Here is a 16,690-nt window from a genome sequence, read left to right as displayed (position 1 = left end):
CGGGCCGCGGTCCGCTGCGCCCGCTACGTTCCGGTGCTTCCTGGCCGGAACAGCTCCGTGATCCAGTCGGCCGCCGCCGCGGGGCCCGTCACGACGGGGACCCCGTCGGGGACCCGCGGTCTGCGGATCACGATCACCGGCAGCCCGGCCTCACGGGCCGCCGTCAGTTTCGGTGCGGTGGCGTGCCCTCCGCTGTCCTTCGTCACCAGGACATCGACGGCGTGACGCCGGAGCAGTTCCCGTTCCCCCTGGAGCGTGAAGGGGCCGCGGTCGAGCAGCACCTCCATGCGGGCCGGAGCCGGTGCCCGCGGCGCGTCCACCGAGCGTACGAGAAACCACAGGTCGTCCAGGGCCGCGAAGGCCGCGAGACCCAGCCGGCCCGTGGTGAGGAACACGCGGCCGCCCAGCGGGGGCAGGAGGCCGGCGGCCTCTTCCAGGGAACCGGCCTCGTGCCAGACGTCGCCCGGGACCGGGACCCAGCCGGGGCGCCTCAGGGCGAGCAGGGGAACATCGGTGACGGCCGCCGCCGAGGCCGCGTTGGAGCTGATGGCCGCGGCGAAGGGGTGCGTGGCGTCGACGACCGCGTCCACGGCGTGCTCGCGCAGCCACCGGGCCAGCCCCTCCGTACCGCCGAAGCCGCCCACGCGTACCTCGCCGGGCGGCAGCCGGGGCGCGCCCACCCGTCCGGCGAGCGAGCTCGTCACTCTGAGGTCCGGGCGCGTCGGCTCCGCCAGGCTCTCGGCGAGACGGCGGGCCTCGGTCGTACCACCCAGGATCAGTACGTGCACGAGGTCCGGTTCCCTTCCGGGGAGCGAGGAGCGGGGGCAGCGGCGGCGAGGCCGGGGCGCTCGCCTCGCCGCCCACTCAAGCACACCGCCGTCCGCGGCCGGGCCCTGAGGTCTGCCGGCCCGCGGGGGCCCGCGGCACCTACGGCACCCGGGACCCGCATCACCACGACACCCTGGGCCCGCTTCACCCACGGCACGGCACCCTGGGCCCGCGTCACCTCGGTACCCCGGGCCCCTTCACCCGCGGTGCCCCGCCGTCTCGCGGAGCGCCACCCGGTGGGGCACCGTGGAATCACGCCTGGCACTCCCGCCACGGCGGAGAGGAGCAGCCGCATGTCCGAGCACACCTACCGGGTCACCGAGATCGTCGGGACCTCCCACGAAGGCGTCGACCAGGCCATTCGCAATGGGGTCACCCGGGCCTCGGCGACGCTGCGCAACCTCGACTGGTTCGAGGTGACGCAGGTCAGGGGCCAGATCGAGAACGGGCGGATCGAGCACTACCAGGTCGGTCTGAAGCTCGGCTTCCGGCTGGAGGACGCCGACTGACCCGACCCGCGCCGCCGGTTCCGCCGGCCGCCGGGCATCGCCTCAGGTCCGTCCCTCCCGCTCCTGCGCGTCCTTCAGCGCCGCCGACGCGGCCGCCCACCGTGCCCGTACGACGGTGAAGCCGGCCCGCTCCGCCTCCGTGCAGACGAGTTCGTCGTCGTCGACGAGCACGCGGATCTCCCGGTCGCGGGCCAGCCGGCGAAGGATCTCCAGCTTGGTGCGGCGGGCGGGCCTGCGGTCGTCGTCGCGCCGCATCCAGATACGGCCTTCGGGCAGGCCGTTCCCGGCCAGCCACTCCACCGTCGCCCGCCTGCACCGCTCGGGGCGGCCGGTCAGATAGACCACCTCGCACTCCCGCGCGCTGCTCAGCGCGAGCTCGACGCCCTGCGCGAGCGGCGGATCGAGGGGCGCCGCCGCGAAGAAGGCGTCCCAGTCCCGCGGCGCACGCTCCAGGAACCGCTGCCGGTGCGCGGTGTCCGCGAGGGTGCCGTCCAGATCGAAGACGGCGAGCGGTGTGCCGTTCCGTGCCTTCGCACGGATGTTCTGTTCCTTCACGCGGACCAGCCTAAGGGCTGTCCCGGCGACCCGAAGAGGCGTGAACACGCTCAACTTCCGTCTCTCCAGGCCCTGTTCACATCATCGGCAAGCCCCTACCGTGGGCCTCCGCACAGCATGTCGCACGACATTCGGTATACCGAACAGGGGAGGTCGGCTCTCGACGTCCCCGCGTCCCCAGGAGACACCCCCATGTCCCCTCTGCGCAGACTCCTCGCCCTCGCCGCGGCGGGAGCCGTCCTGCTCGGCGGACTGACGGCGACCGCGTCCCCCGCCGTGGCCGCCGACTCCGGAACCTTGAGTGTGCTCACCTACAACGTGGCCGGGCTGCCCGACGGCATCTCCAGCGCGCCGACCCCCCGGCAGTCCGCGACCACGGCGATCGGCGGGCTCGTCGCCCCCTACGACATCGTGCACGTCGAGGAGGACTTCAACTACCACGCGGCCCTGTACGCGGCCGACACCGCGCACGCCTACCGCACCCCCACCAGTGGCGGCGCGGGCATCGGCAGCGGGCTCAACACCCTCGCGAAGATCCCGTACGACACCGGCGACTTCGAGCGGGTCGGCTGGAACTCCTGCCAGATCGACTCCGGCGACTGCCTCACGCCCAAGGGCTTCACCTTCCAGCGCGAACGCCTCGCCGAGGGCGTCTACGTCGACTTCTACAACGTGCACACCAACGCGGGCACCAACGACGGCGACCTCGCCTCCCGCGCCGACAACCTCAGTCAGCTCACCGCGTTCATCAACGGCCATTCCGCGGGCAACGCGGTCGTCGTCATGGGCGACACGAACACCCGCTACACCCGCAGCGGCGACACCATCGCGGAGTTCGCCGCCGCCAACCGGCTCTCCGACGCCTGGGTCCAGCTCGTCCGCGGCGGCAGCGCGCCGGCCAAGGGGAGCGACGCCCTGGTCTGCGACCAGAGCGGCACCACCGTTCCCGACACCTGCGAGGTCGTCGACAAGATCCTCTACCGCGGCAGCAAGCTCGTGACACTGAACGCCACGAGCTACCACAACGAGCACACACGGTTCCTGACCTCGGACGGTCTGATGCTCTCCGACCACGACCCGGTCACCGCGTCGTTCACCTGGTCGCGCAACCCCGCGTTCCAGTTCAGCGACCAGTTCGGGGGGCCGCACGGCGACTACTTCGACGACATCGACCGCGTGTCCGCCGGCGCCCGCGCGTCCGTCGTGTCCCTCGGCAGCGGCGCACGGGTCGACCGGATGGGGCTGACGCTGAGCGACGGCACCGTGCTCACGCACGGCGGCACCGGTGGCACGGCCGCCTCACTGACCCTCGGGAGCGGCGAGTACGTCACCTCCGCACAGCTCTGCGAGGGCGTGAAGGACAGTCATACCCGCATCTTCTACGCGAAGTTCACCACGAACCTCGGCCGCACCCTGGCGGGAGGGACGACGACCTCGGACTGCGTGACCCGCACCGCTCCGAGCGGCCGGCAGATCGCCGGCTTCCACGGGCGTGCCGGGGACGAGGTCGACAAGATCGGTTTCATCTACACCCAGCGCTGACCGGACGGCGGTCGCGCCGGCCGCCGCTCAGGAGGCGTCCGACAGCCAGGGCCTGACCTTGCTGCGCGCCTCGTGCAGACGGGACTTGAGTGTGCCGAGCGGAATACCGACCCGCTCGGCCACCTCCGCGTACTCCAGCTGGCAGATGTCGCGGTAGACCAACGGCTCCACCAGATGGGGGTGTTCCCGCTCCAGCCGCTCAAGGGCCTCCAGCAGGTCGATCCTGGAACCGGCGATGACACTCGTCGTCCGGGGATCGACGTGCTGCGCCGCGTCGATGACCTCCGGCCGTTCGGCGGCACGGCGCTTCAGCTCGCGGTACTTCTGCCGGGCACAGTTGGCGACCACCGTGTACAGCCAGGTGCTGAACCGGCTGCGACCCTCGAACGCCGTTATCTTCCGGGCGACTTGGAGCAGCACGTCCTGGGCCGTCTCCTCCGCGTCCTCGCGGCAGGGCAGAAACCGCGCACACCGCAGCACCACCTCGGGCCGGACCTGCCGGAGCAGGACATCGAGAGCCGCCGCGTCACCGGCCGCCGCCCGCAACGCGAGCTCCTCGGTCGTTCCCGCGTCCCGCACCTGGCGCTCCCCTCGATGCCGATCAGAGGCCAGGCATGATAGTCGCATGCACTCCCTGGAGCGGATCGGCCGCTACCGTCTCGAACGGCGCCTGGGCGCCGGTGGGTTCGGCGTGGTCTGGCTCGCCCACGACGACGTTCTCGACGCCCCCGTCGCGGTCAAGGTCCTCACCGAGAACTGGGTCGACCGCCTGGACGTCCGGGAACGCTTCCTGTCCGAGGCCCGGCTGCTGCGCAAGGCGGACTCGAACCGGGTCGTCCAGGTCTACGACATCGGCGAACTCCCGGACGGCAGGCCGTTCTTCGTCATGGAGTACGCCGACGCCGGCACCCTCGCCGACCGGATCGAGGCCGGACCGCTGCCCGTCGCCGAGGCGCTGCGGATGACGGCGCTGGCGGCGCGGGGCGCCGAGGCGCTGCACACGGCGGGGATCGTGCACCGCGACATCAAGCCGTCCAACGTGCTGCTGCGCACGACGTCCGGCGGAGCGGACCGGGTGCTGCTGGCCGACCTCGGGCTCGCCAAGAGCCTGGCCCAGGCCTCCGGGCTCACCATCGCGGCGGGCTCGGTCGGCTACACCCCGCCCGAACAGGCCCGTCCCGGCTCGGGGATCGACGCCCGGGCCGACGTGTACAGCCTCGGCGCACTCGGCCACCACCTCCTCACGGGTACGGTCCCGGGGCCACCCGGCAAGGTCGAGCGCGCCGACCGGCTCCGTACGGACATCGGTCCGGACGTCGGGCGGGCACTGCTGCGCGCCATGGAACCCGACCGGGAGCGGCGCTGGCCGAGCGCGGCCGCCTTCGCCGCGGAGCTCGAACGGCTGGCGGAGGGGATCGGGGCCGGGGGCGTCCCCGCGTCCGGCCGGAGCCGGCGCACGGCGCTCCTCGCGCTGACCGGCGTCGCCGTGGCCTGCGCCGTCGGTGTCACCGCCGTCCTGCTGACGAACGGGCCCGCCACCAGGACCCTCCCGGTCGAGGACGGCACGGGCCGGATCTCGGTGGAGGTACCGACCGCCTGGGGCGGGCAGATGCGCACCTCGGGGTGGAATCCGCGGTCGCTGGGACTCGGGAACGGCACGGAACCCGGCCTCGTCGTCGCGAACCGCCTGGCGAGCTGGCCCGACCTGCGTGTCGGCGTCGACGGCGCCTTCGTCGGCCTCAGCGAACACGGTGACGTGACCGGCGAGGTCCGCGCCATCACGCACCCGGGATGCCACTACGCGGGAAGCCACTCCTACTCCGGGGCGCGCTGGCACGGGCTGATACGGACCTGGGACTCCTGCCCGGGCAAGGAGGGCCGCCTCACCGAGGCCGCGCTGACCGCGGCGGGTGGTGGCCGGGAACCCCAGGTGTACGTGCAGGTCCGCCAGGAGGGCGGCGGCGGCGACACGGCCGACGGTGTCATCGGGTCGGTACGCCTCAAGGCCTGATCCTGGACGGGCGGTCCCGGCGGAACCCGTCGGGAATCCCGAGAACTTTTCGGTCCCCGGGCGCATCCAAGAGTAGTGACGGGGGGCGACGCACCCCGCGCCCGTGCGACGAGCTCGTACGGAGAATGGCAAGGAGTGGTGACATGTCGACCTTCTCGCGGACGGACACGCACACGGAGTGGCCCGGCACGGTGTCCACGCACCGTCCTTCACCCGCCCCCCGGCGGGCCGCGCTGCTCACGGGTGTCGCCCTGCTGAGCCTGCTGACCCTGACCGCCTGCAACGACGGCTCCGCGCAGAGCTCTCCGAAGACCCTTCCCGGCACGGCAGGACCGGCGTCCGGCGACACGGGCACGACGAAGGGGGGTTCGACCGGTGCCGCCAGCCAGAGCGCCGGCGCCCCGTCGAAGAAGGCGGGAACGGGGACGGGGACGACGACGGGCAGCGGGTCCGCGTCGGCCTCGGCCACCTCCGGGGGCGCCGCCGCCTCCGGGCGCTGTCACACCTCGGAGCTGCGCGCCTCCGTCGGGCGCAACGACCCCGGCGCGGGGCAGGAGAACTTCCCGGTCGTCCTGACCAACAGGTCGGGGCGCACCTGCACCGTGCGCGGCTACCCCGGCGCAGCCTTCGTCGACGTCTCCGGCAAGCAGCTCGGACCCGACCCCCAGCGGTCCCCGGGCACGCCGACGACGATCGCGCTGGCGCCCGGACACAGCGCCTGGTCGGGCCTGACCTTCTCCAACCCGTCGATCAGCGGGGCGCACACGGCGACTCCCGCCTCCCTGATCGTCACTCCGCCCGACGAGCTGGACCCCCTCAAGGTGTCCTGGACCCAGGGCGAGGTGCCCGTGTCCGGCAACGCCTCGTCGGTCCGCCTGACCGTCCTGAGCCCCGGCACCGCCCCCTGACCGCATGCCCACGACGGCACCGGGACGCCCTGTCCTCGCCGTGCCGGACAGCGTTCCCCTGCCCACCACCCGTCTCTCGGGTGGTGGGTTTGTCACAGGACGGTAACGCGTCCCGTTTCCCGCGACCCTTTCCGGAATCTCGCGCATCCCACCGTTTGACGCACCCGGTGAGCGGAGCGTCGTACGGATACGGCGCCGATCCCCTGACCCAGGCCGGCGCCAAGAACATCGGGGGACGAACGATGAGTGGTGTCTCACGCAGGCGACTGCTGGCAGCGACGGCCTCGGCGGGCGCGCTGGGAGCCCTGTCGGCCTGCTCGGCACGGGACTGGTCCGTGGGAAGCGGCGGCGGCGGCGCGCCTAAGCCCCCGAAGGCCAGGCCGATCGGCGACGGTTCCACGGCGGACACCGGGGCCCAGCCCAAGCAGCCGAAGGCGGAGCGGCTGAAGCCGGGGCAACGGCCGCCGCAGTTCGTCGTCTTCTCCTGGGACGGCGCGGGCGAGCTGAGCAACAAGCTGTTCTCCCGCTTCCGCAAGATCGCCTCCGACCACGGGGCGTCGATGACGTTCTTCCTCAGCGGCATCTACACCCTGCCCGAGTCGAAGAAGAACCTCTACCACCCGCCGCAGCACCCGGTCGGCGCCTCCGCCATCGGCTACCTCTCCGACCGGCACATCCACGCGACGCTCCAGCAGATACGCGCGGCCTGGCTGGAGGGCCACGAGATCGGCACCCACTTCAACGGTCACTTCTGCGGCCCGGACGGGGTCCGCCGCTGGTCCCCCTCCGAGTGGCGCAGCGAGATAGACCAGGCGAAGACGTTCGTCAAGGAATGGCGGACCAACACCGGCTTCACCGACCTGGAACCGCTGCCGTTCGACTACGACAAGGAGCTGACGGGCGGCCGTACTCCCTGCCTCGAAGGGCAGTCGAATCTGCTGCCGACCGCCGCCGCGCTGGGCTGGAAGTACGACGCGAGTTCGCCCGGCGGACTCCAGATGTGGCCCTCCAAGGTGCAGGGCGGCAAGCTGTGGGACTTTCCGCTCCAGTCCATTCCCTTTCCCGGCCACTCGTTCCAAGTCCTGTCGATGGACTACAACCTGATGGCCAATCAGTCGAACGCCAACCCGCTCGGCGACCGTACGCGGTACGACGCCTGGCGCGCGCAGGCCCGCGACAGCTATCTCGCGGGCTTCCGTCGCGCGTACGAGAGCAACCGGGCCCCGTTCTTCATCGGCAACCATTTCGAGCGCTGGAACGGCGGCATCTACATGGACGCCGTCGAGCAGGCCCTGTCCCGGATGGCGGGCCACGACGACGTCCGGATGGTCTCCTTCCGCCAGCTGGTGCAGTGGCTGGAGGTCCAGGACCCTGCGGTCCTGCGGAAGTTGCGCACCCTCGACCCGGGACAGTCACCGCTCGGCGGCTGGGCCGAGTTCCTGGGTACGGCGGGCCCGGACAGCACGGCGGGCTCCGCCTCCTCCTCCGGCACCGCGACCTCCTGACGGCCCGGGGACAGAGGGGCCGCCGGAGTCCGTGACGTCACCGGCGGCCGCCCCGGCCCCCGCCGCCGTACGATCCATGGCCGCCGGACCACCAGCCCGTGCCGTAACCACCTTCCCTGCCCGCGCCGTTGACGTCGTCCCCGGAGCAGAAGGAGGACGCCGGGGCGCACGCGACGTCGGACGGGCTCGCCGGGCCGGATGTCGCGGCGGGCGTTCCGGGACCGGTGGGTGAGGGTGGCGTCGCGGAGGGCTTCTTGGTGGAGCGGCCCTTCGCGTCTCCGGTGGTGGAGTCCCAGTTGACGACCTCCAGTTGGAGGGAGGGCGACGAGGTGTCGAGCGTCCAGTGCTGGACCGGCTCGTCGTCGCGGAGTTTGAGGACGAGCGCCGACTCCCCCGCGGCCGAGGCGGGGGCGAGGGCCAGATCCTGGTTCCAGCGCGGTACGAGCATGCCCTGGAGGGTGAAGTCGTAGCGGACGTTCTTGGTGTCCGGCTGCGACGGGCCCGTACAGGCGGCCAGTTGGACGGAGTAGCCCAGGTGCGAGTCGAGACACAGGCTCGGCTGGTCCGCCGCGCGCAGCAGCCCGTCGGACGCGTAGGACCACTGGGCCGCCGAGTCCGAGGAGCAGGGGACGAGCCGGGCCTCGGCCCCGCGTGCCGGCGCCGTTCCGGCGAAGCCGACGCACAGCCCGGTCGCGGCGTTGCGCAGCCGGCCGCGCACGGTGCCGTCCTTCTTCGCGCCGGTACTGGCCCACGACGGGTCCGTGCCCCGACTGGGTGCCGCGGAGGCGTGGCCGCCGTCGGTCGTGCCGTGCCGGTCGCCGGAGTCGCCGTCGGACGCCCACAGGACCAGCGGGACCGTGATCAGGGCGCCGAGGGTCAGCACGGCGGCGGCGACGTTGCGGCGTCCCGGCGCACGGCGGGACCCCTTGTGCCCGGCGGCCCTGCGGGGCGCCCCCGTTCCGGCCCCGGAACGGGGGGCGCCCCGGCGGCGGACGGGGCGGCCCTCCTCTGCGGGAGCGGCCGCATCCCGCTCGGACGGGACGGCCGCCTGCCGGGCGGTCACGTCGAAGGTGGTGGTCGGGGTACCGGTGGGGTGAGGCGTGTCCGGGAAGGGCCCGGGCGGGTGTACGCCGTCGGCGTCGGGCAGGAACTCGACGATGGGGGCGGCCCCGGCGGCCGGACCGCCTCCGACCCCCGCGGCTCCGTAGGCGACGGCCGGACCGGCACCCGCACCCGTCACGCCGTCATCGAAGGCCGGACCGGAATCAGCGCCCATGACACCCTCGGCGAAGCCCGGACCGGGATCCGCGCCCATCCCTCCCCCGGCGAAGGCCGAACCACCGCCCGCACCCGTCCCCCCGTCGGCGAAGGCCGTTCCTCGACCGGCCTGTTCGCCGTCCGGCTGCCGGGCCGTCCGCGCGGCCGCGGCGGCCCGTGCCTGCCGGGAGGCCGCATAGGCGTGCGCGCCCCAGCCGAGCACGGCCTCGGCGAGCGGCAGGGCGAGGTCGCCGTTGAACCGGCTCAACTGGTCGGCCGCGTAACGGCAGTGGCCGCACTCGTCCATGTGGGCGCGCAGATCGGGGTCGAGGTCGAGGCCGCCGCGCCGGAAGGAGACGTCGAGCATGCGGTGGTAGCGGCGGCACTCCTGGCTGGGGGCGAGTTCGTGGTGGATCTCCAGACAGCCCTGGCGCAGCCGCTCCCTGGCCCGCTCCAGCTCGGTCACCGCGTCCTCGGGGAAGATCCCCAACAGGGCCGCGGGGACCTCGGGCCGCTCGGCCTCCACCTCACCGTGCCACAGCAGACAGCGGGCGGGTTCGGGCAGCCGCTGGAACGCGCGCGAGATCAGCCGCCTTCCCTCCGGCGGCAGCAGCCGTACGGCCGCCCGGTCCTCGCCGCCCTCGCGGCCGGCCCCGGCCAGGAGCTCGGGACGGAGCAGGTCGCGCCGCGCGTCCATGAGCCACTCGGCGGCGATACGGCGGACGGTGACCAGCAGGTGGGGACGCCAGGCGGCGCTCGGGCCGCCCTGGTGCAGCGAATCCCCGAACAGACGCGTGAATGAGGCCGTGGTGAGCATTCCGGCGGGACGTACGCCTCCGGTGCACAGCCGCGCGTAAGAGAACACCGCCTCCCAGTGGCGGTCCAGGAGTTCTCCGACGGGATAGTTCGCGGTCGCGCCTCCCTGCTTCTTCAGCTCGGCCGCGAGCCGTTCATCCGACACCTCGAACAAGCGGTCGGGGTCAGACGAATGAGACAGCGTTCCGTCATTCACGTCCGCTTTCCTTCCAAAGGCTGCACGGCACCTAGTCCATACCAATCGGTATGGAGACCGCCCACCTGATCCGGGCGGTCCGCCCGTGCGGGGTGACGTCGCGAACGATCACCCCTGGGGCCCTTTCGGGCGAGGGGAGGCGGGCGCGCCGCACGCGCGCAGAACGAAGCCACTATTGTCTGCACGCCGACAACGCTCACCTTTGCACAGGGCGACGAGCCGGAACAAGCGATCCCGGATTTTCTCTTATTACGGCACCCCGGGAATATTGACCAAATGTCAGCCGGTCGGCGCCAAAAGAAATTCGGAAACCAGGCGACCCGTCCTTCCGTCCCGAAGTCTCCACAATGGGAGCGCTCTCACGCGCTCATCCGAGCAGCATTCCGCACGTAATTCCCCTCGGTCCCGTGGCCTCTCGTACGCGTCAGTGACCGCTGATCGCGCGGGGCGTGTACGGCTGTTCCAGTTCCTCGGTCTCCTTGTCGGAGAGCTCCAGATCGAGCGAGGCCACCGCGTCCTCGATGTGTCCCGCCCGGGTGGCGCCGACGATGGGCGCGGTCACACCGTCACGCCGGAGCAGCCAGGCGAGTGCCACCCTGGCGCGCGGCACCCCGCGCTCGGAGGCGATGCGCCCGACCGTGTCGACGATCTCCCGGTCGCCCTCCCGGTACAGCTTCCGGCCGAACTCGTCGCTCCGGCTGCGTTCGGTGGACGCGTCCCAGTCACGGGTGAGCCGGCCGCGGGCGAGCGGGCTCCACGGCAGGACGCCGACCCCCTGGTCGGCGCAGAGCGGCAGCATCTCGCGCTCCTCCTCGCGGTAGAGGAGGTTGTAGTGGTTCTGCATGGCCACGAAGCGGGTCCAGCCGTGCAGCGTGGCCGTGTACTGGGCCTTGGAGAACTCCCACGCGTACATCGAACTCGCCCCGATGTAGCGGGCCTTGCCCGCCTTGACCACGTCGTGCAGCGCTTCCATCGTCTCCTCGACGGGAGTGAGGTGGTCGAAGCGGTGGATCTGGTAGAGGTCGATGTAGTCGGTGCCGAGGCGGCGCAGGCTGTTGTCGATCTCCGTCATGATCGCCTTGCGGGACAGTCCGCGGCCGTTGGGGCCCTCGTGCATCGCGCCGTTGACCTTGCTGGCGATCACGATCTCGTCGCGTCGCGCGAACGCGCCGAGCACCCGTCCGACGATCTCCTCGCTGGTGCCGTCCGAGTACACGTTGGCCGTGTCGAAGAAGGTGATCCCGGACTCCAGGGCCTGACGGATCAGGGGGCGCGAGGCCTCCTCGTCGAGGGTCCACCCGTGGACACCGCGGTCGGGCAGACCGAAGCTCATGCAGCCGAGGCAGATCCGGGAGACGTCGAGACCCGTCGAACCGAGTTTCACATACCGCATGCTCACTCCTGCTCTCGCTGCCGGTGGGGCGGGGAGGTCCGGGGACGGATCCCGGGGTGGGGCGGAGATCCGAGGACACATCCCTGCCCGCCGCGGACGCCCGGCAGCCCTACTCCACCGGGGCTTCCACGTCGTCGTACACCCGCGCCGACACGATCAGGCCATCACCGCCCCGGGTACAGACCGCGAGGCCCGGCTGAGGAGGCAGACCGGCGGCGCCCCAGCGGTCGACCACGTACTCGAACGCGCTGCGGGTGCCGTCCTCGGTCACGCTGCACAGGGTGAGCGGGATGCCGCCACCCGTGGAGAAGAGGGCGTCGTGGAGCTCGGTCAGTTCCCTGGTCCCGGTGTGCCGGGAGGTCTCGGCGGCCGGCCCGCGGCAGGTGCCGTCCGGCGCGAAGGCGGCGACGGCGGCCGCGGTGTCCCCCGTCCCGAGGGCGTCCAGATAGGCACCCACGACATCGGAGGCGCGCGCCGACGGGTCCGGCGGCACCATAGGGCGGCGCACCACATGGCGGCCGAGCAGCGGCAGGCGGGAGTGGTGGATCCGCACCGGCAGCGCGGAGGCGAGGTCCACCGCGGCCGCCACCGGCAGCCCGATGCGTCCGCCGTCCTCGCCCTCCAGGTGGACGACCCATTCCCCCACGGCCCGCCCCTGGCCGAACGTCGTGGCGACCTCCTCGATCTCCGCCTTGCGCTCCGCCCGCCAGGTGTCCTGCACCGCCAGCCAGGCCTCCAGCACACCGGCACCGCTGATCCGGCCGGCCTCCGGGTCGTCGAGGGCGAGGGGTACGGTGGCCGCCGCGGGGTCACGCAGGGCGTCGGCGAGCTCGGCGGCGCCGAGCCGTTCGACGAGGTCGGAGATCTGCGGGATCCAGACCATGGGGACTCCTGAGCCGTGCGGAGTGGTCGACTTCGATCGTGGGCCCGCACCGGCCCCGGCGCGACCCCAGCGGGACGCGGGGAACGCGTCCCGGACGGCCTCGCCGGACGCCCGGCTCAGCGCTCTGTCCGAATCCCGCCGGACGGAAGGCCGCGCGGGGCGCACTGTTGAGGGTGAACACGCCGCGAGAACTCGGAAAGGACCGGACCGATGACGGTCTACACGACCATGGACAGCCCGCTCGGCCGACTGCTGCTGGTGGGTGAGGAGTCCGCCACCGCCAAGGGTGGCACCGCGCTCGCGGCGCTGTCCGTGCCGGACCAGAAGTACGGCGCGGTCGTCCAGGACGGCTGGCACGAGGACGCGGACGCCTTCCGGGAGATCGTCGCCCAGCTGAGCTCGTACTTCGACGGCCGGCTGACCGACTTCGACATCGAGTACGTGACGGGCGGCAGCGACTTCCAGCGGCGCGTCTGGAAGGCCCTGGAGACCATCCCGTACGGCACCACGGTCAGCTACGGGGAGGTCGCCGCGCGGATCGGCGCGTCCAGGGCCGCGGTCCGTGCCGTGGGTACGGCGATCGGGGCGAACCCACTGCTGATCGTCCGCCCGTGCCACCGGGTGATCGGGGCGAGCGGGGCGCTCACCGGCTACGCCGGGGGTCTGGAGCGCAAGCGACAGCTTCTGGACCTGGAGGACCGGCCGTCCTGACCGGCACGGGCCCGTCCGTACCGGTCGTCCCGGCGCCCCGCACGGACCGCTCTCGGGCGCTCGTCCGACGCCTCCGGGTAGCGGGACCGGGCACGGCCTAGAATCGTGGGGTTTGCCCCCGCCCCCCGACGGCCGGGCCGCGGCCCCACCGGCCCGCGGTACGGGCCGCCCCCAGGAGTCCCGCCGATGCCCAGCCCCGACGGCCGCCCCCACGACTCCCACGTCCGCGTCCGCGGTGCCCGGGAACACAACCTCCAGGGTGCCGACGTCGACATCCCGCGGGACCTCCTCGTGGTGTTCACCGGTGTGTCGGGGTCCGGGAAGTCGTCGCTGGCCTTCGGCACGATCTACGCGGAGGCGCAGCGGAGGTACTTCGAGTCCGTCGCCCCGTACGCGCGACGCCTGATCCACCAGGTGGGGGCGCCGAAGGTCGGGGAGATCACCGGGCTGCCGCCCGCGGTCTCCCTCCAGCAGCGCAGATCGGCACCGACCTCGCGGTCGTCGGTGGGCACGGTCACCAATCTGTCGAACTCGCTGCGGATGCTGTTCTCGCGCGCGGGCCGCTATCCGGAGGGCGCCGAACGGCTCGACTCCGACGCGTTCTCCCCGAACACCGCGGCCGGGGCCTGCCCCGCGTGCCACGGCCTGGGTCAAGTCCACCGTACGACCGAGGAGTTGCTGGTCCCCGATCCCGCGCTGTCGATCCGTGAGGGCGCGATCGCCGCCTGGCCGGGGGCATGGCAGGGCAAGAACCTGCGGGACATCCTGGACACGCTCGGCCACGACGTGGACCGGCCCTGGCGCGAACTGCCCGCCGAGGAGCGGGAGTGGATCCTGTTCACGGACGAGCAGCCGGTGGTCACCGTGCATCCGGTGCGGGACGCCGACCGCATCCAACGCCCGTACCAGGGCACGTACATGAGCGCCCGGCGCTATGTCATGAAGACCTTCGCCGACACGAAGAGCGCCACCCTGCGGACCAAGGCCGAGCACTTCCTCGTCGCCGCGCCCTGTGCGGTGTGCGGCGGCAGCAGGCTGCGGCCCGAGGCACTGGCGGTGACGTTCGCGGGGCGCGACATCGCCGCATGGGCCGCGCTGCCGCTGGTCGAACTCGCGAAGTCCCTCACCGGCGGCGCCGGGACCTCCGAGAGCGCCCGCGTCCTGACCGAGGACCTCGCCTCCCGTATCGCGCCCGTCGTGGAGCTCGGACTCGGCTACCTCAGCCTCGACCGGGCCACCCCCACGCTGTCGGCGGGCGAGCTCCAACGGCTCCGGCTGGCAACGCAGTTGCGCTCCGGACTCTTCGGTGTGGTGTACGTCCTGGACGAGCCGTCCGCCGGGCTGCACCCGGCGGACACGGAGGCTCTGCTCACCGTGCTGGAGCGGCTGAAGGCGGCGGGCAACTCGGTGTTCGTGGTGGAACATCACTTCGACGTCGTGCGCGGCGCGGACTGGCTGGTGGACGTGGGCCCGGGAGCCGGGGAGCACGGCGGGCGGGTCCTGCACAGCGGCCCGGTCGCCGCGTTGGAGGGGGTGCGCGAGTCGGCGACGGCACGCTTCCTCTTCGACCGCTCCCCCGCGCCGGAGCGCGCGGTGCGCCGGCCCCGGGGCCATGTGTCGGTCGGTCCGGTGAACCGGCACAATCTGCGCGGGGTCACCGCCGCGTTCCCGCTCGGTGTGTTCACCGCGGTCACCGGGGTCTCCGGCTCAGGGAAGTCCACGCTGATCGGCGAGGTGACCGAACAACTGGCGGGCGTCGGACGGCTGGTCGGCGTCGACCAGAAGCCCATCGGCCGCACTCCCCGCTCCAACCTGGCCACCTACACCGGGCTGTTCGACGTCGTGCGCAAGGTGTTCGCGGCGACGAAGGAGGCCGGGGCGCGCGGCTACGGTGTGGGGCGGTTCTCCTTCAACGTGGCCGGAGGGCGCTGCGAGACCTGCCAGGGCGAGGGCTTCGTCAGTGTGGAGCTGCTGTTCCTGCCCAGCACGTACGCCCCGTGCCCGGACTGCGGCGGCGCCCGGTACAACCCCGAGACCCTCGAAGTGACGTACCGGGGAAGGAACATCGCGCAGATCCTGGATCTCACGGTGGAGGCGGCGGCGCGGTTCTTCGCCGACGCGGACACCCCGGCCGTCACGCGCAGTCTCGACACCCTGCTCGACGTGGGCCTCGGCTATCTGCGGCTCGGGCAGCCCGCGACGGAGCTGTCGGGCGGCGAGGCCCAGCGGATCAAGCTGGCGAGCGAGTTGCAGCGGGTCCGGCGGGGGCACACCTTCTACCTCCTCGACGAGCCGACGACGGGACTGCATCCGGCCGATGTCGAGGTGCTGATGCGCCAGTTGCACGGGCTCGTGGACGCCGGCCACACCGTCGTGGTCGTGGAGCACGACATGACGGTGGTGGCGGGCGCCGACTGGGTGATCGACCTCGGCCCCGGCGGGGGCGACGAGGGCGGCCGGATCGTGGCCGCCGGTCCGCCCGAGCGGGTGGCCGCGGCGGCCGGCAGGACCGCGCCCTACCTCGCCCGGGCGCTGGGCGGGCTCCACTAGGCCAGGTCCGGCCCAGGGCATGCCGATGGTCGTGCCGATCACGTCGTACCCGTCACCTCGTACCGATCCGCCGGGCTCGGACCACCCGGTTCCGGTGCGGGCCGGGGGTCCCGGTGGGGTTCTCGGCCGAGCACGTCGTCCGGCCGGTACGCGTCGGCACGCGGGCCGGGAGTGCCCGCGGAGCCCTGGGCCGCCTCGGCCAGCGACCGGCGGTCGGGGTGGCTGCCCGCCGCGAGCGGGGGCCGCAGACTCACCTCCGCCACCAGGCCGCGCGCCGACACCACCCGCCACAGCGAGGCGAGCAGCGCGTCCTCGCCGACGAACGCGGGCGCGGTGCTCGTCGCGCCGTCGCCCGACCGGTACCGGATGCGCACCGGCTGGACCGGCACGCCGGCGTCCAGTGCCGCCTGGAAGAGGGCCCTGCGGTAGCGGCCGCGGGCGCGGCCGCACCAGGTGCTTCCCTCGGGGAACGCGGCGACGGCCGAGCCGCCGCGCAGGGCCTCGGCGACCCCCTCCACCGTGCCGGGCAGGGCGCGCAGCCGGTCGCGGTCGATGAACAGCGTGCCGCCGCGGGCCGCCAGCGCGCCCATCACGGGCCAGCCGCGCACCTCCGCCTTGGCGACCATCCGGGCCGGGCGGAGGGCGGCGAGCAGCGGGATGTCCAGCCAGGAGACGTGGTTGGACACGATCAGGACTCCGCCGGTGGGCCGGACCGTCCCGGTGATCCATGTCCGGACCCCGGCCGTGTGCACCACGGCCAGACACCAGCGGCGGATCCACCACTGGCGCGGTCGGTGCCGCAGCCGTGCGACGAGCGGGAGCAGCGCGACCCCGAGGACGACCACGGCCAGCAGCGCGGACAGCCTCAGGACGGCCCGGGGCACGCCCGTCCAGGGCCGAGCGGACTCCACGCAGCCGCGCGGCGAGCAGGGTGCGGTGGGCAGCCAGGCACTGGCCGTCCGGACGGGCCCGCCGCCGGACCACCGGGCTCCTCCGGGACCGGCGGCGGGCCTTCGGGGCGCGGGG

Annotated in this window: 14 protein-coding genes; 7 read left to right on the top strand and 7 right to left on the bottom strand. The window is 72.9% G+C overall.

What is annotated here, in order from left to right; translation table 11 throughout:
• Positions 1–23 precede the first annotated feature (23 nt).
• Complete coding sequence (locus ACZ4AA_RS26210) at positions 24–788, bottom strand: cobalt-precorrin-6A reductase (RefSeq protein WP_467607640.1); 765 nt, start codon at positions 786–788, stop codon at positions 24–26.
• 333 nt (positions 789–1,121) lie between these two features.
• On the opposite strand from ACZ4AA_RS26210, the gene ACZ4AA_RS26205 reads away from it, so the two are divergent.
• Positions 1,122–1,337 (top strand): dodecin, encoded by a 216-nt coding sequence (locus ACZ4AA_RS26205; protein ID WP_467607633.1) that lies wholly within the window; start codon positions 1,122–1,124, stop codon positions 1,335–1,337.
• Between the two features lie 42 nt (positions 1,338–1,379).
• Here ACZ4AA_RS26205 and ACZ4AA_RS26200 read toward each other — a convergent pair whose 3' ends face one another.
• Positions 1,380–1,892, bottom strand: a complete 513-nt coding sequence (locus tag ACZ4AA_RS26200; protein WP_467607629.1) for a phosphatase domain-containing protein — start codon at positions 1,890–1,892, stop codon at positions 1,380–1,382.
• Positions 1,893–2,093: 201 nt separating this feature from the next.
• Here ACZ4AA_RS26200 and ACZ4AA_RS26195 point away from each other — a divergent pair, with 201 nt between their 5' ends.
• Entirely contained in the window at positions 2,094–3,434 is a 1,341-nt protein-coding gene (locus ACZ4AA_RS26195) for a jacalin-like lectin (protein ID WP_467607797.1), read from the top strand.
• Positions 3,435–3,461: 27 nt separating this feature from the next.
• On the opposite strand, the gene ACZ4AA_RS26190 is transcribed toward ACZ4AA_RS26195, so the two are convergent.
• Positions 3,462–4,061 carry an RNA polymerase sigma factor gene (locus ACZ4AA_RS26190; RefSeq protein WP_467607625.1) on the bottom strand — a complete coding sequence of 200 codons (600 nt, stop codon included), beginning with the start codon at positions 4,059–4,061 and terminating at the stop codon, positions 3,462–3,464.
• On the opposite strand from ACZ4AA_RS26190, the gene ACZ4AA_RS26185 reads away from it, so the two are divergent.
• The 3 genes from ACZ4AA_RS26185 to ACZ4AA_RS26175 all read left to right on the top strand — a co-directional run bounded on the left by ACZ4AA_RS26185 (position 4,060) and on the right by ACZ4AA_RS26175 (position 7,858).
• On the top strand, positions 4,060–5,445 hold the full coding sequence (locus tag ACZ4AA_RS26185) for a serine/threonine-protein kinase (protein ID WP_467607621.1): 1,386 nt from the start codon (positions 4,060–4,062) through the stop codon (positions 5,443–5,445). The genes ACZ4AA_RS26190 and ACZ4AA_RS26185 overlap by 2 nt on opposite strands.
• A gap of 143 nt (positions 5,446–5,588) precedes the next feature.
• Positions 5,589–6,353, top strand: coding sequence for a DUF4232 domain-containing protein (locus ACZ4AA_RS26180; RefSeq protein WP_467607617.1), 765 nt, complete (start codon positions 5,589–5,591; stop codon positions 6,351–6,353).
• 242 nt (positions 6,354–6,595) lie between these two features.
• Positions 6,596–7,858 (top strand): polysaccharide deacetylase family protein, encoded by a 1,263-nt coding sequence (locus tag ACZ4AA_RS26175; protein WP_467607614.1) that lies wholly within the window; start codon positions 6,596–6,598, stop codon positions 7,856–7,858.
• A gap of 37 nt (positions 7,859–7,895) precedes the next feature.
• Here ACZ4AA_RS26175 and ACZ4AA_RS26170 read toward each other — a convergent pair whose 3' ends face one another.
• The 3 genes from ACZ4AA_RS26170 to ACZ4AA_RS26160 form a co-directional block, all read right to left on the bottom strand.
• Positions 7,896–10,076, bottom strand: coding sequence for a ricin-type beta-trefoil lectin domain protein (locus ACZ4AA_RS26170; protein ID WP_467607795.1), 2,181 nt, complete (start codon positions 10,074–10,076; stop codon positions 7,896–7,898).
• A 475-nt stretch (positions 10,077–10,551) separates the two neighbouring features.
• The gene (locus tag ACZ4AA_RS26165; RefSeq protein ID WP_467607608.1) at positions 10,552–11,520 is read right to left on the bottom strand and encodes an aldo/keto reductase; all 969 of its coding nucleotides are present in this window, start codon (positions 11,518–11,520) and stop codon (positions 10,552–10,554) included.
• Between the two features lie 109 nt (positions 11,521–11,629).
• Positions 11,630–12,403, bottom strand: a complete 774-nt coding sequence (locus tag ACZ4AA_RS26160) for a nuclear transport factor 2 family protein (RefSeq protein WP_467607604.1) — start codon at positions 12,401–12,403, stop codon at positions 11,630–11,632.
• Positions 12,404–12,613: 210 nt separating this feature from the next.
• Here ACZ4AA_RS26160 and ACZ4AA_RS26155 point away from each other — a divergent pair, with 210 nt between their 5' ends.
• Both ACZ4AA_RS26155 and ACZ4AA_RS26150 read left to right on the top strand, forming a co-directional pair.
• Entirely contained in the window at positions 12,614–13,114 is a 501-nt protein-coding gene (locus tag ACZ4AA_RS26155) for a methylated-DNA--[protein]-cysteine S-methyltransferase (protein WP_467607602.1), read from the top strand.
• Between the two features lie 186 nt (positions 13,115–13,300).
• The gene (locus ACZ4AA_RS26150) at positions 13,301–15,664 is read left to right on the top strand and encodes an ATP-binding cassette domain-containing protein (RefSeq protein ID WP_467607596.1); all 2,364 of its coding nucleotides are present in this window, start codon (positions 13,301–13,303) and stop codon (positions 15,662–15,664) included.
• 38 nt (positions 15,665–15,702) lie between these two features.
• Here ACZ4AA_RS26150 and ACZ4AA_RS26145 read toward each other — a convergent pair whose 3' ends face one another.
• Complete coding sequence (locus tag ACZ4AA_RS26145; protein WP_467607793.1) at positions 15,703–16,608, bottom strand: lysophospholipid acyltransferase family protein; 906 nt, start codon at positions 16,606–16,608, stop codon at positions 15,703–15,705.
• Positions 16,609–16,690: the final 82 nt, after the last annotated feature.

It is taken from the genome of Streptomyces sp. NPDC024698 (assembly GCF_055559015.1).
Note: the sequence above shows the minus strand (reverse complement) of the source record. Positions and strands in the feature narration are given on the sequence as shown.

Bases quoted from the DNA above. Each gene is read 5' to 3' on its own strand.
- ACZ4AA_RS26205 (WP_467607633.1), top strand. From the start codon at position 1,122: ATGTCCGAGCACACCTACCGGGTCACCGAGATCGTCGGGACCTCCCAC.
- ACZ4AA_RS26185 (WP_467607621.1), top strand. From the start codon at position 4,060: ATGCACTCCCTGGAGCGGATCGGCCGCTACCGTCTCGAACGGCGCCTG.
- ACZ4AA_RS26190 (WP_467607625.1), bottom strand. From the start codon at position 4,061: ATGCGACTATCATGCCTGGCCTCTGATCGGCATCGAGGGGAGCGCCAG.
- ACZ4AA_RS26180 (WP_467607617.1), top strand. From the start codon at position 5,589: ATGTCGACCTTCTCGCGGACGGACACGCACACGGAGTGGCCCGGCACG.
- ACZ4AA_RS26175 (WP_467607614.1), top strand. From the start codon at position 6,596: ATGAGTGGTGTCTCACGCAGGCGACTGCTGGCAGCGACGGCCTCGGCG.
- ACZ4AA_RS26165 (WP_467607608.1), bottom strand. From the start codon at position 11,520: ATGCGGTATGTGAAACTCGGTTCGACGGGTCTCGACGTCTCCCGGATC.
- ACZ4AA_RS26160 (WP_467607604.1), bottom strand. From the start codon at position 12,403: ATGGTCTGGATCCCGCAGATCTCCGACCTCGTCGAACGGCTCGGCGCC.
- ACZ4AA_RS26155 (WP_467607602.1), top strand. From the start codon at position 12,614: ATGACGGTCTACACGACCATGGACAGCCCGCTCGGCCGACTGCTGCTG.
- ACZ4AA_RS26150 (WP_467607596.1), top strand. From the start codon at position 13,301: ATGCCCAGCCCCGACGGCCGCCCCCACGACTCCCACGTCCGCGTCCGC.